Origin of the sequence: Myroides sp. DW712, assembly GCF_046557355.1 — a bacterium.
GTDB lineage: Bacteria > Bacteroidota > Bacteroidia > Flavobacteriales > Flavobacteriaceae > Flavobacterium.
The window spans coordinates 33,515-59,469 of the sequence record NZ_JBKFDO010000011.1 but is presented as its reverse complement, the minus strand read 5'-3'; the positions used below and the strand labels follow the sequence as shown (position 1 = coordinate 59,469).

At 38.3% G+C, this 25,955-nt stretch carries 14 protein-coding genes; 10 read left to right on the top strand and 4 right to left on the bottom strand.

Annotation, left to right across the window (positions count from 1 at the left end):
• Positions 1–6: 6 nt before the first annotated feature.
• A complete protein-coding gene (locus tag ACLJX0_RS10230) occupies positions 7–1,185 on the top strand; it encodes an efflux RND transporter periplasmic adaptor subunit (protein ID WP_410880181.1) in 1,179 nt (392 codons plus the stop codon).
• A 174-nt stretch (positions 1,186–1,359) separates the two neighbouring features.
• On the opposite strand, the gene ACLJX0_RS10225 is transcribed toward ACLJX0_RS10230, so the two are convergent.
• Positions 1,360–2,187, bottom strand: coding sequence for a DUF4197 domain-containing protein (locus tag ACLJX0_RS10225; protein WP_410880179.1), 828 nt, complete (start codon positions 2,185–2,187; stop codon positions 1,360–1,362).
• A gap of 31 nt (positions 2,188–2,218) precedes the next feature.
• Positions 2,219–2,752: a hypothetical protein gene (locus tag ACLJX0_RS10220; RefSeq protein WP_410880177.1), complete on the bottom strand. Its 534-nt coding sequence runs from the start codon at positions 2,750–2,752 to the stop codon at positions 2,219–2,221.
• 120 nt (positions 2,753–2,872) lie between these two features.
• Between ACLJX0_RS10220 and ACLJX0_RS10215 the strand changes: the two genes are divergently transcribed.
• The 3 genes from ACLJX0_RS10215 (at position 2,873) to sucC (ending at position 7,204) form a co-directional block, all read left to right on the top strand.
• On the top strand, positions 2,873–5,212 hold the full coding sequence (locus ACLJX0_RS10215; protein WP_410880176.1) for an ATP-dependent helicase: 2,340 nt from the start codon (positions 2,873–2,875) through the stop codon (positions 5,210–5,212).
• 29 nt (positions 5,213–5,241) lie between these two features.
• On the top strand, positions 5,242–5,862 hold the full coding sequence (locus ACLJX0_RS10210; protein ID WP_410880174.1) for an L-threonylcarbamoyladenylate synthase: 621 nt from the start codon (positions 5,242–5,244) through the stop codon (positions 5,860–5,862).
• 148 nt (positions 5,863–6,010) lie between these two features.
• Positions 6,011–7,204, top strand: coding sequence for an ADP-forming succinate--CoA ligase subunit beta (gene sucC, locus ACLJX0_RS10205; RefSeq protein WP_410880172.1), 1,194 nt, complete (start codon positions 6,011–6,013; stop codon positions 7,202–7,204).
• 197 nt (positions 7,205–7,401) lie between these two features.
• Here sucC and clpB read toward each other — a convergent pair whose 3' ends face one another.
• Complete coding sequence (gene clpB / locus ACLJX0_RS10200; protein ID WP_410880170.1) at positions 7,402–9,987, bottom strand: ATP-dependent chaperone ClpB; 2,586 nt, start codon at positions 9,985–9,987, stop codon at positions 7,402–7,404.
• 159 nt (positions 9,988–10,146) lie between these two features.
• Between clpB and ytxJ the strand changes: the two genes are divergently transcribed.
• A complete protein-coding gene (gene ytxJ, locus ACLJX0_RS10195; RefSeq protein ID WP_410880168.1) occupies positions 10,147–10,485 on the top strand; it encodes a bacillithiol system redox-active protein YtxJ in 339 nt (112 codons plus the stop codon).
• Positions 10,486–10,690: 205 nt separating this feature from the next.
• On the opposite strand, the gene ACLJX0_RS10190 is transcribed toward ytxJ, so the two are convergent.
• Entirely contained in the window at positions 10,691–11,776 is a 1,086-nt protein-coding gene (locus ACLJX0_RS10190; RefSeq protein ID WP_410880166.1) for an alpha/beta hydrolase, read from the bottom strand.
• Positions 11,777–12,007: 231 nt separating this feature from the next.
• Here ACLJX0_RS10190 and ACLJX0_RS10185 point away from each other — a divergent pair, with 231 nt between their 5' ends.
• From ACLJX0_RS10185 to ACLJX0_RS10165, 5 genes are all read left to right on the top strand, one after another.
• Entirely contained in the window at positions 12,008–13,789 is a 1,782-nt protein-coding gene (locus ACLJX0_RS10185; protein WP_410880164.1) for an ABC transporter ATP-binding protein, read from the top strand.
• Between the two features lie 294 nt (positions 13,790–14,083).
• Entirely contained in the window at positions 14,084–14,305 is a 222-nt protein-coding gene (locus ACLJX0_RS10180; protein WP_410880162.1) for a DUF2798 domain-containing protein, read from the top strand.
• A 4-nt stretch (positions 14,306–14,309) separates the two neighbouring features.
• Positions 14,310–14,957, top strand: coding sequence for a 3,4-dihydroxy-2-butanone-4-phosphate synthase (ribB, locus tag ACLJX0_RS10175; protein ID WP_410880161.1), 648 nt, complete (start codon positions 14,310–14,312; stop codon positions 14,955–14,957).
• Positions 14,958–14,963: 6 nt separating this feature from the next.
• On the top strand, positions 14,964–15,527 hold the full coding sequence (locus ACLJX0_RS10170; RefSeq protein WP_410880159.1) for a Crp/Fnr family transcriptional regulator: 564 nt from the start codon (positions 14,964–14,966) through the stop codon (positions 15,525–15,527).
• 725 nt (positions 15,528–16,252) lie between these two features.
• Positions 16,253–25,915 carry a hypothetical protein gene (locus tag ACLJX0_RS10165; protein ID WP_410880157.1) on the top strand — a complete coding sequence of 3,221 codons (9,663 nt, stop codon included), beginning with the start codon at positions 16,253–16,255 and terminating at the stop codon, positions 25,913–25,915.
• Positions 25,916–25,955 lie beyond the last annotated feature (40 nt).

Sequence of the window (25,955 nt, the reverse complement as noted above, 5' to 3'; positions counted from 1 at the left end):
AGTAAAATGAAAAGAATATACATCGCTTTGTTTGTCTTTGGTGCGATTTTCTTCACCAGTTGTCAGAATAAAACAGCTCCACAAGAAATGACGGTTACCCCAGACGAAGAACAGGAGGAAAATACAGGGAAAGAAGTAGAGTTAAACAGCGCACAACACAAAGCTGCAGGAATTGTAATGGGGCACTTAGCGGATAAGAATTTATCCGATGTCATTAAGGTTAATGGACAAACAGAATTGCCACCCCAAAATCAAGCTGATGTGACCACTTTACTCAGTGGAACAATCACGCAAATTCTCGTTAATATTGGCGATCGCGTAACAAAAGGTCAGGTATTGGCCGTGGCGGATAGTCCAGAGTTTATTAGGTTGCAAGAGGAGTATCAGATCTCCAAAAACAACTTGGAGTACCTGGAGTTAGAATATAAGCGCCAACAAACCCTTCGTGCAGAACAGGTGAATTCGGAAAAGACCTATCAAAAGACTTATTCAGAATTGAATATTGAGAAATCTCGTTATCAATCGTTGACCAATCAGTTGTCTTTGTTGTCGACGAATCCCAATACAATGGCAAGAACCTTGAAAATCGTTGCACCGATTAGTGGCAACGTATCTGCTATACCCATTCGCATAGGAACCAATATGGTCAATGGACAAACGCTATTTTCTTTGGTTGATAATTCAAAAATTCACTTGGATTTAAAGATTTATGAGAAGGATTTACCCTATGTACACCAAGGGCAAAGGGTGTTTTTTAATTTGACTAATATCAATAAGGAAGAAGTAACAGCCACTATTTTCAGCATTGGTAAAGCGTTTGAACCAGGAACCAAAACGGTGATTGCTCATGCCAATATTGATCAAGTACCCGATAATTTAATCCCTGGGTTATATGTAAATGCTTTAATTGATGTAGGAGCTAAAACGGTTAAAGCCTTGCCTAATGAGGCTATTATTAAGGCAGATGGGCGAACATTCATCTTTGTTTCAGATGCTGCAGAAGCCCATGACGAACATTTTCATTACCAACGAGTAGAAGTGAAAACAGGCGTACAAGAGTTAGGCTATACTCAAGTGGATATTCTGGAAGAAGTTCCACCCCAATATAGTATTGTCGTGCAAGGGGCCTATTATTTGCAAAGTCATTTAATTAAAAATGAAGGTGGGGGTGGTCATAGCCACTAACTAATCTAGATTGAAAATAATAAAAAAAGCCAGAAGAGTACTCTCCTGGCTTTTTTTATCAACTAACCTTAACTATTTCTTTTATGAAATCAAATATTTATGAAGCAAATATCTAATAATCATTTCTATTGCATATTAAGCTAAGGTTATGGTTTGGTTATAGAAAAACGTGGATTACTTACCGAAAAAGTCCAAGATGCTTTTCTTTTTTTCTGTAGTTGTTTCGGTTTTCTTCTCTGTTGCTTTTGTTGTCTCTTTTGTTGATTTTTTACTTGAAGAAGTAGTGGCTGTATTGTCTTGTTTTCCGAATACATCTTTGAGTAAAGTTGTAGAACGGGAATCGTCTTTGTTTCCACGGATGTTATTCTCTTCTACGGCAATCATAGTAAATACACCATCCATCGTTTTTTCCGTAACATAGTTCGTTAAGTTAGGATCCACAGGAGAAACTAAAGGTAAACTGTTGTATTTCGTAAAAATGCCTTCCCAAACTTTAGTCGCTCCAACTTGAGACAAAGATTCTTCAATAATAGGAGCAAATTTACCCGCTAATTGTTTGGATGTTTTCTCTTTCAAGTAGGTTGTAGCTGAGGATTGACCGCCTAATAAAATATTCTTAGCATCGGTAAATGTTAAATCTTTGATGGCTTGAACGAAAATAGGAGTTGCCTCTTTTACTGCATCTTCTGCAGCGCGATTCAATAATTGTAACCCTTGGTCTGCTACGTTACCCATTCCCATTGAACGAAGGGTTTTATCTACCTTTTGCAATTCATCAGGTAGCATGATTTTGACCATTTCATTCTTGAAGAACCCATCAGGTTTGGCCAACTGACTTACTTGTTCTTGGATTCCTTTGTCTAACGCTTCTTTTAACCCTTTTCCAATTTGATCTTGGGATAAATTACCCAATACATTTCCTAATTTACTTTGTGCCTGTACGGTAGGTGCTGCTCCTAAAACACCAACCAATAAACAAGCGCTTACTAAAATTCTTCTCATACCTTTTTTAATTTGTTATTGAACTGATTTGCTATAAATTAGATTTTGTCTCTTCTTTAATTGCTCGAAGTAAAAGATCCACTTTGTTTTGGATTTTTATCGATTCATTTAACAAGAGGTTTTGATACAACATAGCTGAAGTTGCTTCTGGCACTTTAGCGGTTTGTTGAATCGTGGTAATAAGGGCGTTTTTGGTATGCACGACAATAGCCCATAGTTCAGGTGAAACATAGAGCTGTTGGGTGACGTTATATTCGTATTCTTGTTCTAAGTGTTGGACCAACAAATGCGCATAGGCTTGGGTGTCTGTACTAAGAGGTTGTACTCTCAAAATTAACTTCTTCAAATCGCTGCGCTCTGCATAAATAACCAGCCGTTCACAGGCTTGTAATTTCAATGCTTTGGTGTCGATACCTGTCTCTTTATTCGAGAGTTGCGCAATAATAAAACGATCCCTTTGGGCTTGTTTTTCCAAGATCTTTTGAAAAAAAACATAGGCCAACCCCGCTACAAGAAGAGCTGGAATTATATATTGAAGGGAGGTAAGGAAAAAATCGAGATTCATACCAATTAAATTTAGACAAAAGTAAACATTATTGTGAAAGATTAAAACGCTTTAATGAGAACAAAACTTGTTATAAAGCAATAGTAGTTGTAATTTTGGCTTTTTACGGTTTTAGACACTATGCAAAGTTATATTGATCAACTTAATGAAGCTCAAAGAGCACCTGTTTTACAGAAAGATGGCCCCATGATTGTGATTGCTGGAGCAGGTTCGGGAAAAACAAGAGTACTAACCTTGAGAATTGCTTACCTGATGCATCAGGGGGTAGATGCTTTTAATATTCTATCGTTAACCTTCACCAATAAGGCAGCACGTGAAATGAAAAATCGTATTGCCCAAATTGTGGGAAATAGTGAAGCTAAAAACCTGTGGATGGGTACCTTTCACTCTGTTTTTGCTCGTATTTTGCGGGCTGAAGCGGATCATTTGGGATATCCTAGCAATTTCTCCATTTACGATTCTCAAGATACACAACGCCTAATTGGGCAGATTATCAAGGAGTTACAATTGGATAAAGATGTGTATAAACCCAAGGAAGTAGCGAGTCGTATTTCGTCTTATAAGAATAACTTGGTGACCGTGAAGGCCTATTTCAACGATTTAGAGCTCCAAGAAGCAGATGCCATGAGTAAAAGACCGCGTATTGGCGAAATTTACGAGCACTACGTGGAACGCTGTTTTAAATCTGGAGCAATGGATTTTGATGATTTATTGCTAAAAACCAATGAGCTGCTGACTCGTTTTCCCGATGTTTTAGCTAAATATCAAGATCGCTTCCGCTATATTTTGGTGGATGAGTATCAAGATACGAATAACTCCCAATATTTAATTGTACGCGCACTTTCGGATCGCTTTCAAAATATTTGTGTCGTTGGGGATGATGCTCAAAGTATTTATGCCTTCCGTGGAGCGAATATCAACAATATTCTAAACTTCCAAAAAGATTTTGACAATGTACAATTGTATCGTTTGGAACAGAATTACCGTTCGACTCGAAATATTGTAGAAGCGGCAAATACCATCATTGATAAGAATAAGGTAAAGTTGGAGAAAGTCGTTTGGACGGCCAATGACTTTGGACCTAAAATTCGCGTACATCGTTCGCTAACTGATGGAGAGGAAGGACGTTTTGTCGCCTCAACTATTTTTGAAGAAAAAATGCAAAATCAGAAAAATAACAGTGATTTTGCTATTCTATATCGTACCAATGCACAATCGCGTGCCATGGAAGATGCGTTGCGTAAACGCGATATTCCTTACCGTATTTACGGGGGATTATCCTTCTATCAACGCAAAGAAATTAAAGATGTATTGAGCTATTTACGCTTAATTATCAACCCTAAGGATGAAGAAGCACTTGTGCGTGTTATCAATTATCCTGCTCGCGGAATCGGAGCTACCACCCTTGATAAATTGACTATTGCGGCCAATCATTACAAGCGTTCAATTTTTGAGGTAATGTCGCATATCGATAAGATCGACTTGAAAATTACGGCAGGAACCAAGAATAAATTGACGGATTTTGTCAATATGGTCAAAGCTTTTCAAGCGTTGGAACAAACCAAAGATGCTTATGAAATGGTAGAACACGTAGTGAAAAAGACTGGATTAGTCCAAGAACTGCGCAAAGACACCACGCCAGAAGGAATTACTCGTATGGAAAATATTGAGGAATTGCTCAATGGTATTAAGGATTTTATTGAAGGACAGCGCGAAATTGATGGTGCACGAGGAGCTTTATCAGAATTTTTGGAAGATGTTGCTTTGGCAACGGACTTAGACAAAGATACAGGAGATGATGATCGCGTGGCTTTAATGACAATCCACTTAGCGAAAGGACTTGAGTTTCCAACTGTTTTCTGTGTGGGAATGGAGGAAGATCTCTTTCCGAGTGCGATGAGTGTAAATACAAGAACGGAGTTAGAAGAAGAACGCCGCCTGTTTTACGTAGCTTTAACGCGTGCGGAACACCAAGCCTATTTGACCTATGCGCAATCGAGATACCGTTGGGGAAAATTGATTGATTGTGATCCTTCTCGATTTATTCAGGAAATTGACGACCAATATTTGGAATTCCTAACGCCGGTAGAGACTAACTATCGCTATACGCCTAAGATTGATGCTGATATTTTTGGCGATGTAGACAAGAGCAAATTGCGCTTGTCTAAACCAGTGAAGGGAACACCGCCAGCCTATTTGAAAAATAGTGAAGAACCCGTGTTGGACCGCAATATCCGCAAATTGAAACCAGTGAATTCTGCTACTACTTCTTCAGGAGGTGGAGATGCATCGAATAGTGGGCTGAGTATTGGTCAACGCGTCATGCATGAACGATTCGGTCAAGGCATCATCCTAAATTTAGAAGGAGTAGGTGCAGACCGCAAAGCAGAAATTAACTTTGATGTGGGTGGGATTAAAAAATTATTACTTCGATTTGCGAAGCTTCAAGTTTTAGCGTAAATTGTATAAAACAATAAATAATCAAATATATGGCACAGGTTGTAAAGATTTATCCAGAAAATCCAAATGAGAGAGAGATCAATAAAGTAGTAGAAGTGCTGCGCAACGGAGGGTTAATCATTTATCCAACCGATACCGTATATGGATTAGGTTGTGATATTACCAATACCAAAGCATTGGAGCGCATTGCACGTATTAAGGGAATAAAGTTAGAAAAAGCCAATTTCTCTTTTGTTTGCTATGATTTAAGTAATATCTCCGATTATATCAAGCAAATTGATACCGCTACCTTTAAGATTCTAAAAAAGGCCTTACCTGGCTCTTATACCTTTATTCTGCCAGGAAATAACAATTTACCCAAAGAGTTTAGAAAGAAAAAAACGGTGGGAATCCGCGTACCAGATAATAGTATCGCTCGAGAAATTGTACGCAAACTCGGTAATCCTATTGTTTCTACCTCTATCTATGATGAGGATGAAATTTTAGAATATACCACAGATCCTGAATTGATTGCAGAAAAATGGAATACGACCGTCGATTTAATTATTGATGGAGGATATGGTGATAATCAGGCGTCTACCGTGATTGATTTGTCTGGATTTGAACCTGAAATTATCCGTGAAGGAAAAGGATCAATTGATATTTTCTAAATCTGACCGATAAAAATCGAATATTTTTTAAATTTAATAAAGTTAAATCCAAGAATAAACGGGACATATACCGAATTAAATTAGGGAAATTCAAACCTAATTATTATTTTTGTATCTGTTTATTTTTAAAAGCTAAACGTATTACACTATGAATTTACATGAATTTCAAGGTAAAGAAATATTAGCTAGCTACGGGGTAAGAGTACAACGTGGGTTAGTAGCTAACAACGCAGATGAAGCTGTTGAAAAAGCAAAACAACTTACAGAGGAAACTGGTACAAGTTGGTATGTAGTAAAAGCTCAAATCCATGCTGGGGGAAGAGGTAAAGGAGGAGGAGTAAAGTTAGCTAAGAACTTAGATGAAGTAAAAGAGCTAGCTGGAAAAATTATTGGAATGGACTTAATCACTCCACAAACTCCACCAGAAGGTAAACGAGTGAACCGAGTATTAGTAGCAGAAGATGTTTACTATCCAGGGGAAAGCGAAGTAAGCGAATTCTATATGTCTGTTTTATTAGATCGTTCTAAAGGTAGAAATATGATTATGTATTCTACGGAAGGAGGAATGGATATTGAGGAAGTTGCGGAAAACACACCACACTTAATCTTTAAAGAAGAAATCGATCCTGCTGTAGGATTACAAGGATTCCAAGCAAGAAGAATTGCATTTAACTTAGGTTTATCAGGTAATGCATTCAAAGAAATGGTTAAATTCGTTGACGCTTTGTACAACGCTTATATCGGAAGTGATTCTTCGATGTTCGAAATTAACCCAGTATTAAAAACATCAGATGACAAAATTTTAGCAGTTGATGCTAAAGTAACGTTAGACGACAACGCTTTATACAGACAAAAAGTTTACGCAGAATACAGAGATATCACAGAAGAACGTCCTATCGAAGTAGAAGCTAAAGAAGCAGGGTTAAACTATGTGGATTTAGATGGAACTGTAGGATGTATGGTTAACGGTGCTGGTTTAGCAATGGCTACGATGGACTTAATCAAATATGCAGGTTTTGAACCAGCAAACTTCCTTGACGTAGGAGGAACAGCTGATGCTAAACGTGTGGAAATTGCTTTCCGTATCATCTTAAAAGATCCAAACGTAAAAGCAATCTTAATCAATATCTTTGGTGGAATCGTTCGTTGTGATCGTGTTGCTCAAGGAGTTGTAGATGCATACAAAAATATGGGTGACGATATTAAAGTGCCTATCATTGTACGTCTTCAAGGAACAAACGCTGAATTGGCAAAAGAATTGATTGATCAATCAGGTATGCCAATCTTATCAGCTGTAGCTTTCCAAGAAGCAGCAGACCAAGTAAAAGCAGCTTTATCTTAATCAGAAGATAAACTTTGAATATAAAAAAAGCAGTAAACGAGCGTTTACTGCTTTTTTTTGTGATGGGTTATCGGGGAGGCGATGAGATGATTTATTTCATTAAACCGTACAAAAAAAGGATCCGATCTTCAAAAGACCAAATCCTTTTTTATCAGAAAATTTCGCTCACCATCCTTTACTCATCACCCATTTTCATTTTATTTATTCCTAAAAACGAGTTCATCGTTAAATGAATCTAGCAAGATCATACTTTCTGCTTTGATATTTCCTGCTAAAATCTCTTTAGACAACTTGTTCAATACTTCACGTTGAACCACTCGTTTTACAGGTCTAGCTCCAAATTGTGGATCAAATCCTTTGCGAGCTAAGAACTCTTTGGCTTCTTTCGTTGCTTCCAAGTGAATGTTTTGTTCGTTTAACATTTTCATTACTCCTTGCAATTGAATATCAACAATAGATAAGATATTGTCTTGAGTTAACGGAGTAAACATTACTACTTCATCAATACGGTTTAAGAATTCTGGACGTACACTTTGTTTTAGAATATTCAGTACTTCCTCTTTCGCTTCTTCCGAAGCTTGTTCTAAATTCGTCGTATTTTCAAATTTCTCTTGAATCACGTGGCTTCCCATATTAGAGGTCATGATGATGATTGTATTTTTAAAGTCGGCCAAACGCCCTTTATTATCCGTTAATCGCCCTTCATCCAATACTTGTAATAAGATGTTGAATGTATCTGGGTGCGCTTTTTCAATTTCATCGAGTAAAACTACCGAATAGGGTTTTCTGCGTACCGCTTCAGTTAATTGTCCTCCCTCATCATAGCCCACGTATCCCGGAGGTGCACCTACTAATCGACTTACGCTGTGACGTTCTGAGTATTCACTCATGTCAATACGCGTCATGGAGTTCTCATCATCAAAGAGGTAGGTTGCTAAGGCTTTCGCTAATTCTGTTTTACCAACTCCAGTGGTTCCCAAGAACAAGAACGAACCAATCGGTTTTTTGGGGTCTTGTAATCCAGCGCGACTTCTACGTACTGCGTCACTAATGGCTTCAATCGCTTCTTCTTGACCCACTACACGTTTGTGTAATTCATCTTCTAAATGCAAGAGTTTTTCACGCTCACTTTGTAGCATTTTAGTTACAGGAACTCCCGTCCATTTGGCAACGACTTCCGCAATATCATCGCTGGTCACTTCTTCTTTGATTAACGAATGTCCTTTCTGATTTTCTTCGAGTTGAGCTTGTGCTTTTTCAAGCTCCTCTTGCGCTTGCTTAATCTTGCCATAACGCAACTCGGCTACTTTTCCATAATCTCCTTCACGTTCCGCTTTTTCCGCTTCTAACTTAAAGGTTTCAATCTCTTGTTTACACAGTTGGACGCGATCTACTACTTCTTTTTCGGACTGCCACTTGGTGAAAATTTCATTGCGTTCTTCTTTTAAATTGGCAACTTCTAGTCCTAAAAGTTTCAACTTATCCTCATCATTTTCTCGTTTAATTGCTTCAATCTCAATTTCTAATTGCATGATTTTACGATCTAAAACATCTAATTCTTCTGGTTTAGAGTTAATTTCCATGCGTAATTTAGCTGCTGCTTCATCCATTAAGTCAATGGCCTTATCTGGTAAAAAACGATTCGTAATATAGCGTTCCGACAGATTAACAGCTGCAATAATGGCTTCGTCTTTGATGCGCACTTTGTGGTGTGCTTCGTATTTTTCTTTAATACCACGTAAGATAGAAATTGCACTTTCAGTATCTGGCTCATCAACAATTACCTTTTGGAAACGACGTTCTAAGGCTTTATCTTTTTCAAAGTATTTTTGATACTCATCTAAGGTTGTCGCTCCAATAGAACGCAACTCCCCGCGGGCTAATGCTGGTTTTAGAATATTGGCTGCATCCATGGCACCCTCACCACCGCCTGCACCCACTAAGGTATGGATTTCGTCAATGAACAAGATAATTTGTCCCTCGGAAGTCGTAACTTCTTTCACTACAGATTTCAATCGTTCTTCGAATTCCCCTTTGTATTTGGCTCCAGCAATCAACGCTCCCATATCCAAAGAGAAAATCTGTTTGTCTTTGAGGTTTTCTGGTACGTCTTGTTGCACAATACGATGAGCTAAGCCTTCTGCAATAGCCGTTTTACCCACACCTGGTTCACCAATTAGCATCGGGTTGTTTTTTGTACGGCGACTCAAAATTTGTAGCACACGTCGAATTTCTTCATCGCGACCAATAACAGGATCTAGTTTACCTTCATACGCCAGTTGAGTTAAGTTATTGGCATACTTATTCAGTGAATTATATGTTTCCTCTGCAGATGCAGAAGTTACACGCGCCCCATTGCGAATCTCTTGAATAGCAGCTTCTAATTGCTTTTCTGTAGCACCTTGATCTTTGAGCATCTGGGCAACGCTGCTTTTCGATTTAAAAATCGCCAGGAGCAAATGTTCAATAGAAACATATTCATCCTTCATTTTCGTGGCAATGGCCTGTGCTTCCGTTAAGGCCGTAGCTGCAGCTCTCGATAGACCAATTTGTCCACCTTCCACTTTAGCAAAACGCTGTATTGCCGCTGTTAAAGCCGATTGAAAGGCCTCAATATTAATATTTAATTTTTTTAAGATAAAGGGAGTCACATTTTCATCCACCTCTAGGATGGCTTTGAAAAGGTGCTCGTTCTCAATTTCTTGTTGGCCTAATCCTTGTACGATGACTTGTGCACGCTGTAAGGCCTCCTGTGATTTTATTGTAAAATTGTTCAAATTCATTTTCTATTTTTTTTTGTGTTGTATTCTACTTTTAACAAGATGTATTCCATTCTTAAATTTACGACTTTCTGTCCAAAATATTTTCTATATTTGTATATAATGGTGACAAAACGTCATTTATTGGGAAATATTCATTCTATTTAACTGAAAAAATGTCTTATGAACTGGATTGAACTTACGGAAACGGCTACCTTATCGGAGTTAATTGCCCATAGTGCAACGAAACCTTGTATTATTTTTAAAAATAGCACCACGTGCTACATCAGTAAGATGGCGTTGAAAAATTTTGAACGCTCTTTTACGAATCCCACACAAGTAGATTGTTATTGTGTTGATGTAAAGAAGAATCGCTTGGTGTCTTTGGATATTGCAGATCGTTTCCAAGTGCAGCACGAATCTCCTCAATTGTTGATTATTGCTGATGGCAAAGTAGTATTCCATACTTCTCACGAAGGAATTGATGGAGGAGAAACGGAAAAATTACTCTTGCGTTTGTAACAGTAACGTACATAAAAAAAGTCTACGGGAAAGTAGACTTTTTGTTTGGCGATACTTCGCTTACTATATAGGAAACAACTTTTTTTACCCCATGAAGCAGTAGTGGGGACATGCGCTAGGGGATATAAAGGTAAATAACCTACTAATCACGAAGGTTTACAATAAATATTGGGTGAATCTCTCCAATTGTTGAGGGAAGAGATACTTAGTTTTTTGTAAGTAGCTGTTGACGTATTTTACTGTTCGGATATAGTTCTAGGCAATAGGCAACAAAATATTCGACTAACGCTGTATTTTTTTGTCTGCCATAGTAGGAAATAATATAGTTTAAATAAGCTTCATTTGGCTGAAAATCAAAGTGTAAGGATTTGCTTAGACGCGCAAACGTAGTGCGAACTAAATCAGGATCTTGTTGAATCGCTTTGAAATTCAGCGGATAATCTTCAAAAATAGAACGCAACCCATCTAAATTCCCTTTTAGGGGAATACTACCGTGATTTTCTCCTTCGTATTGTTGAAAGCGGTACTCAAGATGTAACGGACTGCTTTGACTCATATAAGTATTGAACGCTTGAATCGCGCTGTAATGTTCTTCCAAATGGCCTTTGTTTTCGCTGTCACCAACCTGGGTAATAAAGAGTTTACGATGCTGAAAATCTTTGGCCGGTTGGGCTTGATAGGCGTTTAGTATATAGCGATTATCCCACCAAATACTAGGATCATGTACAATATAAGCCTGGAACATGGTGGTATAATTCAATAAGTTATTTAAAGCAGTAATCCCTCCGAAGGAATGCCCAACTAAAAGAGCATAACCATTGGTTCTGAATTCTCCCTCTACAAAAGGTTTAACTTCTTGTTCTAAAAACTCAAAAAACAACGCATTTCCACCAGTTTCTCCTTGTATTTTCGCTTTTTGTTCCTCTGTCATAGCTTCTTCCTTGCGTACCGTAGGGGTCAAATCTCTTGTTCGATTCGTATTAACTAAGCCAACAACAATGAGTTCTGGAATTGCTGGATAAGGGTACTTCGCTAGTTTTTCAATATAAGCCGTGAAATAGTGGAAGTTACTCTCACTATCCAATAAGTATACGACAGGATAAGACTGGGGTGTTAAAGTACTGTCTTTATAGGTTTTAGGTAGGTAGATTTGTATGTTGCGCTCTTCATCCAAGATGCGGGAGTTCAACGTGTACGATTGACCAATTGTTATTGGTGTTTGAGCAGTTAAATCAGTTGGACATAGCCAGACTGCTACATAGCCCAACAAGAATAGCAAGGATACTTTCATTTTTCTTATTTGTTTGAGAGTAAGACAAAGATAATTGTTTATATTTATTCTAAATAAAGAAAGTAGAAAATCTAGTCTATGTGATAGCGCTTGGTGTTAAAACTGCGGCTTGAATAACCGTGACTTTCTACTTCAATGTAAAATAAAACATCCTAAACAGTAGCAGCATCTCGTGTTTATTTATTGATACAAATCAAGAATCGAGAACAAAGAGAATGCTACCTTTGTGCCATGAATTTATATACCATATTAAAAAAAATAAAACCGTTTATAGCTCCGTATAAAGGACTTGTGATTGGAACACTCTTGTTAACTGCCGTAGGATCCATTGCTGTACAGGTGAATGCTTTAGTCCTTCGTCGTTTGGTAGATGCATTGAACCTAGTAGTAACGCAAGAAGAAACCCTGTCTTGGGGATTCCAGATTTTACTGTGGTGCAGTGTCATTCTAATCGTCAAGGAAATAGCCTTTAGCTGTATTCAATTTGGGCAACGTTACTTTGGAGAAAAACTGCGTATTTATACTTCTCGAGATATTTCTCAATTGGTGGTAGAACGCATTTTAACTTTTAAAATGGCGTTTTATACCTCTTCTGAAAACGATAGTGGAAAGTTACAAACACGTATAGACCAAGGGATTAGTAGTATTACGCGTTTAGTTCAAAACTTCTTTATTGACATCTTGCCTCTTTTTGCTAATGCAATTGTAGCTCTCTTTTTTATTTACTCTGCCAATGTATATATTGGTTTAGTAAGTACTGCTATGATTCCTCTTTATTTCTATGTAAGTCAATTGCAGGCTAAGAAACTGAAGGGATTTAGACGTAAAATGAGGAGCTATCGCGAGAATAAAAACAATGGAATAATCTCTTTGATTAACTCTATTACCGTAATTAAATCTTTTGTTCGCGAGCCATTAGAATCTCAAAAACACGAGGCCATTCAAATGGATATGACCGAAAATCAGTTGCATACGCGTAAGATGAGCTTCGTTTTTGATGCTATTAAGAGTTTTATAGAACAATTTGGATTAGTGGTGATTATCTTGCTTACCGCTTATTTTGTGCTCCAAGGACAAATGAGCGTAGGGATGATTATGTTCCATGTTTTGCTGTTCAACAACGTCACCGCACCTATTCGACAATTACACCGCATTTACGATGATGTGAATGATGCGATGATTTATTCGGAGAGCTTCTTTGAAATTATAGAAGCCAATGAGGTAGAAACCACAGGAACTTATATTCCTCAAAAAATAAAGGGACGCATTGAACTAAAAAATGTATCCTTTAATTATCCCAATGGAACACGGGCACTGAAAGAAGTTTCTATGCTCATTGAACCTGGAAAAACAACCGCTTTAGTTGGGTTGAGTGGAGCAGGGAAGAGTACGGTTATCAATTTATTGGATAAGTTCTATGAACCCAATGAAGGACAAATTCTCCTTGATGGAATAGATTTAAAGGAATATGATACCAAAGAATTGCGAAAACACATTGGATTAGTTTTACAGAAGAATCATATCTTTCAGGGAAGTATTGAAGAAAATATCCGCTATGGAGAAGAACAGGCCACACGAGAACAGGTTATCGAAGCAGCAAAAAAAGCGTATATACACGAGCAGGTAATGGATCTACCCCAAGGATATGAATCCGATGCGCGTCTGTTATCCGGCGGACAACAACAGCGTATTGCCATTGCTCGTTTATTTCTCAAGGATCCCGCAATTATCTTCTTAGATGAACCAACCGCTAGTTTGGATGCTATTGCAACGGAACAAATTAAACGAAGTTTAGATGCCATTAAAGAAAATAGAACCGTAATCATTGTCTCTCATAGTATCTCGCAAATTATTGACTCACACCATATTGTCGTCATGGAGAAAGGGCAAGTCGTAGAAAGTGGTATTCATGAGGTGTTGTATGACAATAAACAAACCTATTATGATATCTTCTCTGCCATGGCTAGTAGTTTGAATCTTGAAAAAATCTCACAAACCTTGCATGATGGATAGTTTGGTTGACAATTAACAGTTAACAGGGAATTCTCGAGAAAAAAGGTTTGGTCTTTTGAAGATTAAACCTTTTTTTGTTCTTTGGCTTTTGTACTTTATTAAACCATCAGGTATAAAGGACGTTTATTTCACCAAAGAAGAGTTTAAAAAACAAACCGCACAAACCGCACAAACCGCACAAATCTCACCAACTCTCACCAAACCCTTCACCCATTTCCCTCCACCATTTATTGACCTAAGTCAATGTCTTTCTTCTTCCAACTATTCATCTTTGTATCAGTAAAATTATCAAATATGAATAGTAAATATTACAAGTATGTCAATACTTTATTCGTTGTCATTCCTATGACGTTGATTATGGCCTTTGTGGGATTAATCCGCAACTATGGTTTTCAAGAGGGATGGTTCTTTTTATTCCTAAAAGCGTGGAGTGTGATGCTACCTGTGGCGTATGCCTCTGCCTTTTTGATTATTCCAAGAGCTAGAAAATACGCAGAAAAATTAATTAAAGCATAATAGCATGGAAGACAAGCTACGAGAATTTGGAAAAAGTAGTCAAGAACGCGTAGAACGCGCGTTGAGTTTTTTAAAAGTTGGAAAAGGAGTATTGTTATTGGATGATAAGGACAGAGAAAATGAAGCCGATGTCATTTATTCCGCACATTTAATGTCAGAGCAAGATATGGCACTTTTAATACGCTACTGTAGTGGAGTAATTTGCCTGTGTTTGAGTAATGAAAAAGCGGATACCTTAGCCTTGCCTTATATGGTAACAGAGAACACGAGTCAGTTTCAAACCCCTTTTACAATAACGATTGAGGCCGCTAAAGGAGTAACCACAGGGTTATCTGCAGCCGATCGCTTAACCACGATTCGTGCAGCCAGTGATAAAAACGCCAAAGCAACGGACTTGGTCCGACCAGGACATATTTTCCCATTACGCGCAAAAAAAGGCGGTGTATTGGAGCGCAATGGCCATACAGAAGGCAGTGTGGATTTGATGAAGCTGGCTGGGTTACCCTCCGAAGCTGTATTATGCGAATTGATGAATGACGATGGAACAATGGCTCGTCTACCAGAAGCTATTGAATTTGCCATCGAACACAAAATGACGGTGCTAACAATTGCCGATATCGTGTATTATCGTACTTTTGTTAGTGAAAATTAGAGGAACATGAAGCAACTAATTGATTATATACAGGAGCGTATTGACGTTACAGACGAAGAGCTTGATGTGATACTCTCTTTCTTTACCTATGAAAAACTGAAAAAAGGAGAGCAGTTAAATACAGGCGTAAATCAAACGCAAAAAATGTATTTTGTCTGTAAAGGTTGTTTGCGCATCTTCTATATTAATGAGGCAGGACAAGATACCACGAGGTTCTTCGCCTTCGAAAATCAATTCGCCACTACGTTAGTTAGCTTCATCCAAGGACAAAGTGAAGAGGAATATATGCAAGCCTTAGAAGCTTCGGATGTGTATGTTATTTCTCATACTCACTTTTATGAATTACTTGACTTAGTTCCACAATGGGAAAAATTCTATCGCAAGTATTTAGAATTTGCCTATATCAATAATACGAGTCGTTTTTTTGCACTAGTTACCATGGATGCTACTACGCGTTACCAACAGTTGTTGGCGCAAAATCCGAAAATAGTGCAGCGATTACCCAATAAAATTGTCGCTTCTTACTTAGGAGTTTCTCAAGAGACCTTAAGTAGAATAAAAGCAAAATAATTATTTTATACATTTAATTTCCAAAGCTTACTGCTGAATCCTCAGCGGTAAGCTTTTTTTATACCCAAAGATTGACGGAATTCCCTATACAAAGAGTGAATTAGTATCGCCAAAGGAGGACATCGAGAGAACTTGAAACAACGAAGAAAGACAAGCAAAGTAAAGGAGACGTTAATTTTTTTACGTTATTTTAAAGATTAAAATAAAAAAATATAAAGCTATTTTATGTGAAATGATTATTATGTTATTTATATTTATCCTTTTAAATTGAAAATAATTATATTTTTTAATTTAAAAGGATAGGAATAATGTGTTATGTTTATTTTAATAAAATAGTTGTATTACTGTTTTTTTAACTTTTTATTTAATATAAAAAGTTAAAGTAAGAAAAAGACAATAAGGACGAAAAATAAAGTGCGATTAAAATAAAGAATGGAAATAGGTAGGAAACCAGGAGAGTTTAAAAAGAAATGAAATACAGTATTCGTTTAATTTTTGATTTTTATTTAAAAAAATAGTCCTATTGCTTTTTGAAATGAAAATTGTTGATTTTTAGTAGTTTATAAAAGAGGATAAATTTCTCTTCTTTTTATAAAAATAACATAAAATTCAAAAAGTTCGCATTTGGTATAATATTTGATTACTGTAACAAAAGTGAAGAAAGCTTCGCTTTTTTAGGGTTTACTTGAGTAAAAAAAATACATAATTGAAATAAATAGGGGTTTATGAAAAAAAATGTACTTTCAATTGCGTTACTTATGGTAACGGGAATCACCTGGGCACAGGTAGGAATCGGTACTGCTCATCCAAATGCAGCTGCACTTTTAGATGTTGAAGCCAAAACAGGACAGTATAAAGGAGTTCTTATTCCGCGAATTCCCTTGCGCTCAATTACCGATAGTTCAAATCTTAGTGGTGGAAAAACACCCAATAGTTTACTGGTGTTTAATACCACAGCTAATGAAGAGTTAAAACCTGGCTATTATTATTGGTTTTCCAATCGCTGGGTACGCTTGATCACTTCAACAGATGACTTTCTTAAAGATGTTGCGATTAATGAAGAGCTAGCCGTTAATCTTGTGGAGGAAACATTGTTCTTGCGCGATTCTAAAAATCACATCGTATCAGTGCCTTTGGCGGACGTGAATATTTTAACGACACTTCAACCCAATAGAAGAGGAAAATATACCTATACCTCGGAGAACCAGACGCAAACGATAATTGACATTCCTTCTGATGTGATTGAAAATATTACTATTATTTTAGAGGATAAGTCGGTAATCAATGCCATTATACAAGTGATTAGCGAACATGCCAAAGAACTAAGTGGGGATGAAATTATTGAGGTAACAGGTGGACAAAAAACTGTTTTACATCCCACTACACTGAAAGTGAAAGACAGCAGTATTTCAACTGGAAAAATAAAACCAGGTAGTACCAAACAGATACTAATTACAGATGCTACAGGAGAGGTAAAATGGGTGGCGGTAACTGATGAAGTCATCCAAGAGGCGGTACGCACTAATGAACGTGTAACGATTTTAGAAGACAACCAGAATGGGACATTTACCTATTACAATGAAAATGCCATTGACAGTCAAACAGGAACGCTCATTCGCGACAGAGGCGTTGTATTTGATGCTAATACCTTGAGAATTAAGGAAAGAGAAGGAGATGCACAACGCGGTATTTATGACTTTTATGATGGGATGACTTCACTTGAACATCCTTTGATGACGATCAGTACACGCGCCAATGCTATTTACTTTGACAACAACAGCACGGTTATAGCGGGAGATAACGTTCAACAGGTGATTGAGAATATCATCAACAAAATAGAGGTTGCACAAGCCGCACCTGCTACCTTAACGGGAGAGGGAATCCTAGTCAATGGAGAAGCGAGTTTAGCTGAAGCTGTATTGAAAGAGATGCTATTAACCATTGCCGATGGAGCGATTTCGGAAAATAAATTAGCCACTAATGCAGTTACGACTTCCAAAATTAAAAGTCAGGCGGTAACAACAGCTAAAATTGCTCCAGGAACGAATAAACATATATTGGTTACCAAAGAGGGAGAAGTGCAGTGGATTCCTGTGACAGATGACATCATGAAGGAAGTGGTGACCAAGAACGAAACAATTACAATTCTCGATGCCACTGCTAACGATGGAACCTTTGTGTACTACAATGAAAGTGATTTTGATGCCGCTGGAAACTTAATTGGTGCAGGGGTGCATTTTGATGCCAATACGCTTACCATTACGGACAATGGCAACGGCAAGTATATCTTCCGTGATAAAAAAACACAAACAGGAACTCCTTTAGCCGAAATTGATATTGTAGGCACTGTAATTGAAAATATTACAGAAATTTTGAGCCATGATACAGTAGTTGAAGAAATCTACCAACAAATTGCGACAAAAGGAAAAGAGTTGAAAAATGAAGATGCCTCTATCTTAGTGGAAGGAGGCGCCTTATCGGTATTGCATGAAACGAAAATATCGATTGCTTCTCAAGGGGTTACGCCAGATAAAATAGCACCAGGTGGAGATAAATATATTTTAGTTACGAAAAATGGACAAGTAGAGTGGGTAGCTGCATCAGATGAAGTAATCAAAGACCTTGTGGCGTATAATGAAAAGATTACACTTTTGACCGTGAATCAAGAGCAAGGTACTTTTGTCTATTATAACGAAGAAAATGTAGATAAAGACGGACAAATTACAGGATCTGGTATCTCCTTTGATGCCAATACGTTGACTATTGAAAATAATGGAGCAGGAAAATATATTTTCCGCGATGGAAATACAAGAACGGGAGATGCTTTAGCCGAAATTGATATTCTGGGAACCGTAATTGAAAATATTACGGAGATTTTGAACAAAGATGAAGTACGCGAAGAGATTTTTGAAACTGTAGCAGCACAAGGAAAACACGTGACTTCACCCAATCAATCGATTGCGATTACTGATGGAGATAAAACGGTGTTAAAGGCAATGAAGCTCGATATTGCACCAGAGGGAGTAACGACAATGACGCTTGCGCCTCAAGCGGTGACCACTGAAAAAATAGCTCCAGGAGTAAAAAAAGGACAGTTATTGGTGACCAATGACAGTGGAGAAGTGCAATGGATGGACGCTACAGATTCAGTAATTAAAGAGATTTTAAAAGGAAATCAAGCCATTACGTATGTTGAAGACAATGGAAATGGAACTTTTACCTACTACAATGAAGCTTGTTTTGACAAAGATGGGGTATTGATATATCCGGAACATGCGGTTACGTTTAATGCCAATACTTTGCATATTGAAGAATTGCTTGATGCACAAGGAAACGGAACAGGTGTATTTCAATTTTTCGATCAATCCAGTGATACTATACCGATTGGTACCATTAATGTAGCAGCGAGTGTCATTAACAATATAGAAGAAATTTTAAACGATACGCACGTTCAAAATTCTATTTATACTACGGTAGCTAACAAGGGAAAACAAGTGCAAAGTACAGATTCATCTTTGTCTATTGAAGGAGGAGAAAAAGCAGTGTTACATGGTGTGACTATCAATATTAATGAAGAGGGTATACAAACGAAACACTTAGCAGACGGTGTGGTGACTCCAGCGAAGATAAACTCTCAACAAGCGTTAAAAGGAACTCTACTCACAGCTGATGGATTAGGGAAAGCACATTTCCAACCCACAGATGAGGCTGTTAGACCTGCTATGCAAGGAGATTTAGTAGGTGAAGCAGGTGTGATTACCATTCAAGGAGGAGGAGAAAATGTCTTATTTGGTGATCAGAACAAAAAAGTAACCGTAGGGATTAACAAAGGCGGTGTAAAAGGAGAACATATTGGAAATAGAACCATTACCAATGAAAATATTGCCAATCAAACGATTCAAGCAACTAAATTCAATGCAACAGGCGAACAAGTTGGAGCAGTAGCAACGGTTAATGCAAATGGAACGGTAAGCTATTTACCGATTCAGGCAGAAACTATCAGTGGAAAAGGAAATATTACCACCGATGGTATTGTATCGGTATCAGATCAGGGACAAGGTAAAGTGTTGAGCAATGTGCATTTAGGGATTGAAGATACTTCGGTTACTGCCGCAAAATTAAGCGCACAAGGGGCTCAAGCAGGACAGATAGCCACAGCAAATGCTGATGGTACGGTAAGTTATCAAGCCTTAAAAGGGGCAAACTTAACGGATAGTGCTCCCTTAAAAACAGATGGAATTATCCAAGTAAACGGTGGAGTTCAAACCGAACATGCCCTAGTAAAGGAAGTAACGCTAAGTATTGCTGAGCAATCTATTACAGCAACCCAAATTGCCAACCAAACCATTACCAATGATCAAATTGCACCTACTACGATTACCGTAGATAAAATATCAGCAGGTAATGAACCGCCTAGACGTGTGATGGTAATTGATGAAAACGGTATTGTGAAATGGGGAGAATTAGATGACATAGCTGCAGAAGCAGCGGGTAATTTAACAACAGATACAATCATTGAAATTAAAGAAGGTGATGGTATTAATACCTTATTTAACGATATTAAATTGGGGATTAAAGAGAATAGTATCCCCAGATCTAAATTGCTTTCCAGAGAAGGAAATGTCAATATGGAGCGCGATATGTTATTGGTTACGGATGGTGCAGGAGGATTTGACTATGTTGAAAAAGAAGCGGTTCAAGCAGGAGGTGTCGATTTGAATTTAGGAAGTGCGCTAGATTTTATTGATGGAACGAATGGACTAAATGCCGTTTTAGCTCCCATGTCGTTGGATGTTAAAGCTGGTGGAATCTCAACGTCTAAATTAGCAGATGCAGCGGTAACGACAGCGAAGATTTCTGCACAAGGTGCGGACGAAAATGCCGTGTTAACCGCTGATGGACAAGGAAATGTAGCCTATAAAAAAATAAACGAAGCAGCTTTTGATGGGGCAGCTGCCGATTTAAAATCAGATGGCTCTTTGCTAATTCCACAAGAAAATAATGCTGTATTGACGGAAACTGTTATTGGAATTGCACCGAGTGGGGTTCAAAACCAACATTTAGCCAATCAATCGGTAACTGTAGGAAAGATTGATGCAGAAGTTGCTGCAGATGGTACGGTATTAGCTGCAGATGGACAAGGTAATGCAAGTTTTAAAACCTTAGAGGCGATTGCTATCGAACAAGGAAAAGTGATGACCTCCGCAGAACAAACGTTGACGATTACAGCAAATAAGGCAGTGTTACAAGATGTGAGCTTAGATGTGGCTGAACGTGGGATTAAAACCAAACACATCGATAATCAAGCCGTTACGGCTGATAAGATTGGCTCTTTAGATGTTGGAGACGGCTTAGTACTAACCTCTAATAGTCAAGGGGGAGCTGAGTTTAAAACGCTAGGTGATGTCTTAGGTGATGGCGGAAAACAAATTACTGGTGGCCCCTCTATTACCGTAACAGGAGGCGAACATGCGGCCTTACAAGATGTAGCCTTAGATGTAACCAATTTCGGAATCACAGAAATAAAATTAGCGAATGAGGCCGTTTCTACCTTAAAATTGAGAAATAAAGCGGTAACAACAGCTAAAATTGCACCAGATGGGAACAATAAAATCTTAGCTACAGATAGTCAAGGGGAGGTAAAATGGGTCGGTACAAGTGATGAGTTGATCAAAATTATCGTAGAAGCCAATGAGTCCATTACGCGTTTGGTAGATAATGGGAATGGAACCTTGACCTATTATAATGAAGAACAGGTAGATAGCGAAGGAAATATCAAACCCAATGCAAGGGGAGTAGACTTTGATGCAAATACACTATTTATTAGACAAGCTCAACCTTTTGTGTATGAGTTTAGAGATAAAGCCGATCGCACAGGGCAAACGATTTTAGCCACAATCGATACGAGAGCTAAATCAATTGTATTTGAAGATAATTCAATCTCCTACAACAATGTAGAAGAAGCTATTATTAGCTTGACACAAAAAATTGAACAGTTAGAAAACCTCGACATTGAAAAAGCGCCTTTATCGGGAGATGGAATCTTAGTTAACGGACAAGCGACAGTAGCGGATGCCGTTTTCAAAGCTATGACGCTGAGTATTGCAGATGAGGCAGTAACTCCTGCAAAAATAAAAGGAGGAAATGCCAAACAAGTACTGGTTACTAATGAAGCAGGCAAAGCCCAATGGGTGGATAAATCGGATCCGATTATCAAGGAAATTGTGCAGGACAATGAAAAAGTAACGGTATTGGAGGTAAACGATAATGGAACCTTTGTATACTATAGTGAAGCAGATATTGATGCGAATGGAACAATTGTTGGACCAGGGGTTGCATTCGATGCAAATACGCTAACTATTGTGGATCAGGGAAGCGGGGCTTATGCCTTTTATGATCAATCTCAAACGGAGCCACTTGCGATTATTGATATTCCAGGAACGGTGATTGAAAATATAACCGAAGTATTGGCTCACGTTGAGGTAAAACAGGAACTATTTAATGTCGTAGCCGCCCAAGGAAAAGACGTTACTTCTGATGCAGCTATCGCTATTGAAGGGGGAACAAAAGCTGCTTTGAATGAAATGACTATCAGTTTGAAAGAAGGAGGAGTAACGAATAGTAAAGTAGCACCTAAGGCCATTACGGAAGATAAACTATGGGCAGGTGTAGATAAAGCTAATTATGTGCCTATTGTACAAGCAGATGGCTCTGTAGCCTATCAACCGATGACGGTAGCGGTAACAGGACAACCCTTAACCGTAGATACATCCTTGGAAATTACAGGAGATGGAGCAACTGCTTTACTTGAAAAAGTAGAACTACAGGTAAAAGCAGGTGGAATTGAGACAAAGCACCTGAAAAATCTTGCTGTAACAACGGATAAAATTAGTTCAGAAGATGCGAATAGAGGAACAATATTAGCCGCAGATGGATCGGGTAATACTCAATTTATTACCGCCAATACTGTAGTTGCCCCAGCAATGCAAGGGGATTTAGTGAGTGATTCTTCTCTTGTGGTGGAAGATGGAGAAAATGTATTGTTTGGAGGATCAACTACACAAGTGAAGCTGAAAATCAATGAAGGGGGAGTAAAAGGAACCCATATTGCTTCAGAAACAATTAAAAATGAGCATATTGTTAATCAAACCATTCAAGCAACAAAACTAACAGCAGGTACAGGAGTAGCCAATCGCGTGGCTTTGGCCAACGAAGCAGGAATGGTGCGTTATCAGCCACTATCGACTACCATATTATCGGAAAAAGGTACTATTACAACGGATGGAATTATTGCCGCCTCTGACAATGGTGTAGGTAAAGTAGTTGAAGATGTAAAACTAAGTATAAATGACCATTCCATCAAAGCAACAAAACTAGATGGAGGAGGTGCGCTAGAAGGAGCTGTGGCTACAGTTGGTGCAAATGGAACATCGGTGAGCTATTTGCCACTGACTGCCGATCGCATTACCAACAAAGGGGATATTACTACTGATGGTATTATTATCGCTTCTGAAAATGGCGTGGACAAAGTGTTACAAGATGTGAACTTAAGCATTAAAGCTAAGGGAATTGGAACAACACAATTAGCGGATCAAGCGGTAACAAATGCGCAAGTTGCAGAGAAAACAATTACAGCAACGAAACTCTCTTCGCAAGGGGTAACAGCAAAAAGTGTGTTGATTAGCGGAGCGAATAACGAGGTAGTTTGGGGAGAATTAGGCGATATAGTAACGGATACCGCTGGGAATTTAACCACAGATGATATTATTCAAATGACTAATGGCAATGGGGTGAATACACTGCTGAAAGATGTGAAACTCGGTATTGCGGAAAACAGTATCACCAAGAACAAATTAAGTTCCAAAGATGGTGTAACCAATGTACCAATGGATCATTTATTGGTTACAGATGGACAGGGTGGTTTTGACTACGTACCGAAAAATGCGGTCGAAGCTGGTGGAGTAGATTTAAATCTAGGAACTTCCTTAGTATTTACGGAAGGTACTACAGGTAAAAATGCCGTACTCGCGGAGACAACCATCGATATTAAAGATGGAGGAATTGAAACAGTAAAATTAGCTGATGCCGCAGTTACAGTAAGTAAAATGTCATCAGGTAATGCTGTTCCGTATAGTGTTTTAACAGCGCAAGGCAATGGAAATGTAGCTTATGAAGCGTTGAATGAAAATGCTTTTGTGGGCAATGGAGCGGATTTACGTTCTGATACTTCCATCGAAGTAACAGCTAATAATAAAGCGTTATTAAGCGAAACGAAAATTGCCCTTGCAGAAGCAGGAGTGAAAAACAAACACATTGATAACTTAGCAGTTAACAACGAAAAAATTAGTTCCAAAGTAGGTACAGCGAATGCCGTAAATGGTGCAGTATTAGCCGCTGATGGTAGCGGGAATACAGCGTTCAAAACATTTAGTGATTTGGCAGCAACGCAAGGAAAATCGGTAACGTCCGATGGATCACTTCAAGTAACAGCAAACAACAAAGCAGTCTTACAAGCCTTGGATATCAAAATTGCCACGGATGGAATACTAAATAAGCACCTAAGTGAAAGAGCAGTTACAGAGGAAAAAATCGGAACTGCGGGAATTAGCAAAGGCTTAGTGTTAACAGCTGATGGACAAGGAGCTGCTCAATTTTCTAGTATCACAGAGGCTATGACTGGAGCTGGAAAAACGATCCAAGAAGGTGCAGGGATTGCTATTGAAGGAGGAGTGAAAGCCGCTTTACAGGATGTGACCATTAGCGTAGCGAATAGAGGTATTGACAATGCTAAAATTGCTGACGGCGCAGTTAATACCAGAACCATTGCCACGAAAGCTGTAGGAACAGATGAATTAGATACAGCTGCTGTAACAGGAGAAAAAATTGCAAACAATACGATTACCGATACTAAAATCGTCAACGCGGCGATTCGAAAAAACCACATCTATATTCAAAATATAGAAGAACAGCATTTTGCACATGGAGCCGTAAGTACACGTGCTTTAGCGAGCAAAGCGGTTACTGTAGCTAAAATAAATGCAGAAGACGCAACGCAAGGACATGTATTGACAGTTGAAGCGAATGGAAACGTGGCATTTAAAGCCCCAACAGGAGCTTCTATTGCTAAAGGTAATCTAACGAGTAAAGACAGTGAATTATTTGATGTTCAAAATGGAGATTTAGCCGTATTGAAAGATGTAACACTAGATATTAAAGGAGGAGGAATTAAAACCAAACACATTGCAGATAATGCAGTAGGAACGGCTGAAATTAAAAATGAAGCTATTACCAGTGCCAAGATTGCAGCAAAAGCAGTGGATACAGCTGAATTAGCAGATAGAGCGGTAACTAGTGCCAAAATTGATACCAAAGCCGTAGGAACAAATGAATTGGCAAATAATGCCGTAACCTACGAAAAAATGGCTAGTAATTCGGTAGGGTATAATGAACTAAGAAGTGATGCTGTATATGGGGCTATCTTGAAAGATCAAGGGGTTAATGAAGATAAAATTGATTCAGGAAATGCACGTTCAGGATATGTGTTAACCGCAAATGGATCTGGAGGGGCAGAATTTAAAGCTGCGTCAGGAAATACTGGATCAGGTGAATTGTATGGTGATGGACCTGTGAAAGTAACCAATGGAGAAAATGCTGTACTGCGCGATGTTCGATTGGATATTTATGACCGATCTATTGATACAAAACACATTGAAAATGATGCGGTTGGATACAATCAACTCCAAGGAAATTCAGTGTATGGAAGTGTGATTCGAAATCAAGCCATTACTACAGATAAAATCGATAATAATGCCGTGGGATACAATCAGCTAGATAGCGAATCTGTGTATGGAGATGTGATTAAAAACAATGCCATTACCAATGAGAAAATAGCATCAGATGCCGTGGGATATAATGAGCTACGCGTAGATGCAGTACACAGCAGTGTTGTGAAGGATAAGGGAATTGAAGAAGAGAAAATAAACTCTGGTAGTGCACGTTCAGGTTATGTGTTAACCGCAGACGGAAACGGAGGGGCTTCTTTTGAAGAAGCACAATCAGGAGGAAATGACAACGGAGGGATGCCGAAGTTCTTTTACTTACCTGCGATGTATGTAGAAATTGTTTCGGGGGGCTCAGGTACTTTAAAAGTATATGATGAATATAGAGATCAGTTTTCTAGTCCGATGGTATCTAATTCAGGTGCAGGATCCTATCCTTCTTTACCTGTTGCAGGTCGAAATGAATTGAATTACCACGTGACCTATTATGATACCAACGTATTTTATGACGTACAAATGAGCAATGACGGGGTCATGACATATAAAATGAGAAGTGGTGCGCAACCAACAGGAAGAACCTTCTTCAATATTGTCTTAGAAGTAAAATAAGTATTCATGGCTTTTCAGTAGGGTTAATCCTACTGGAAGC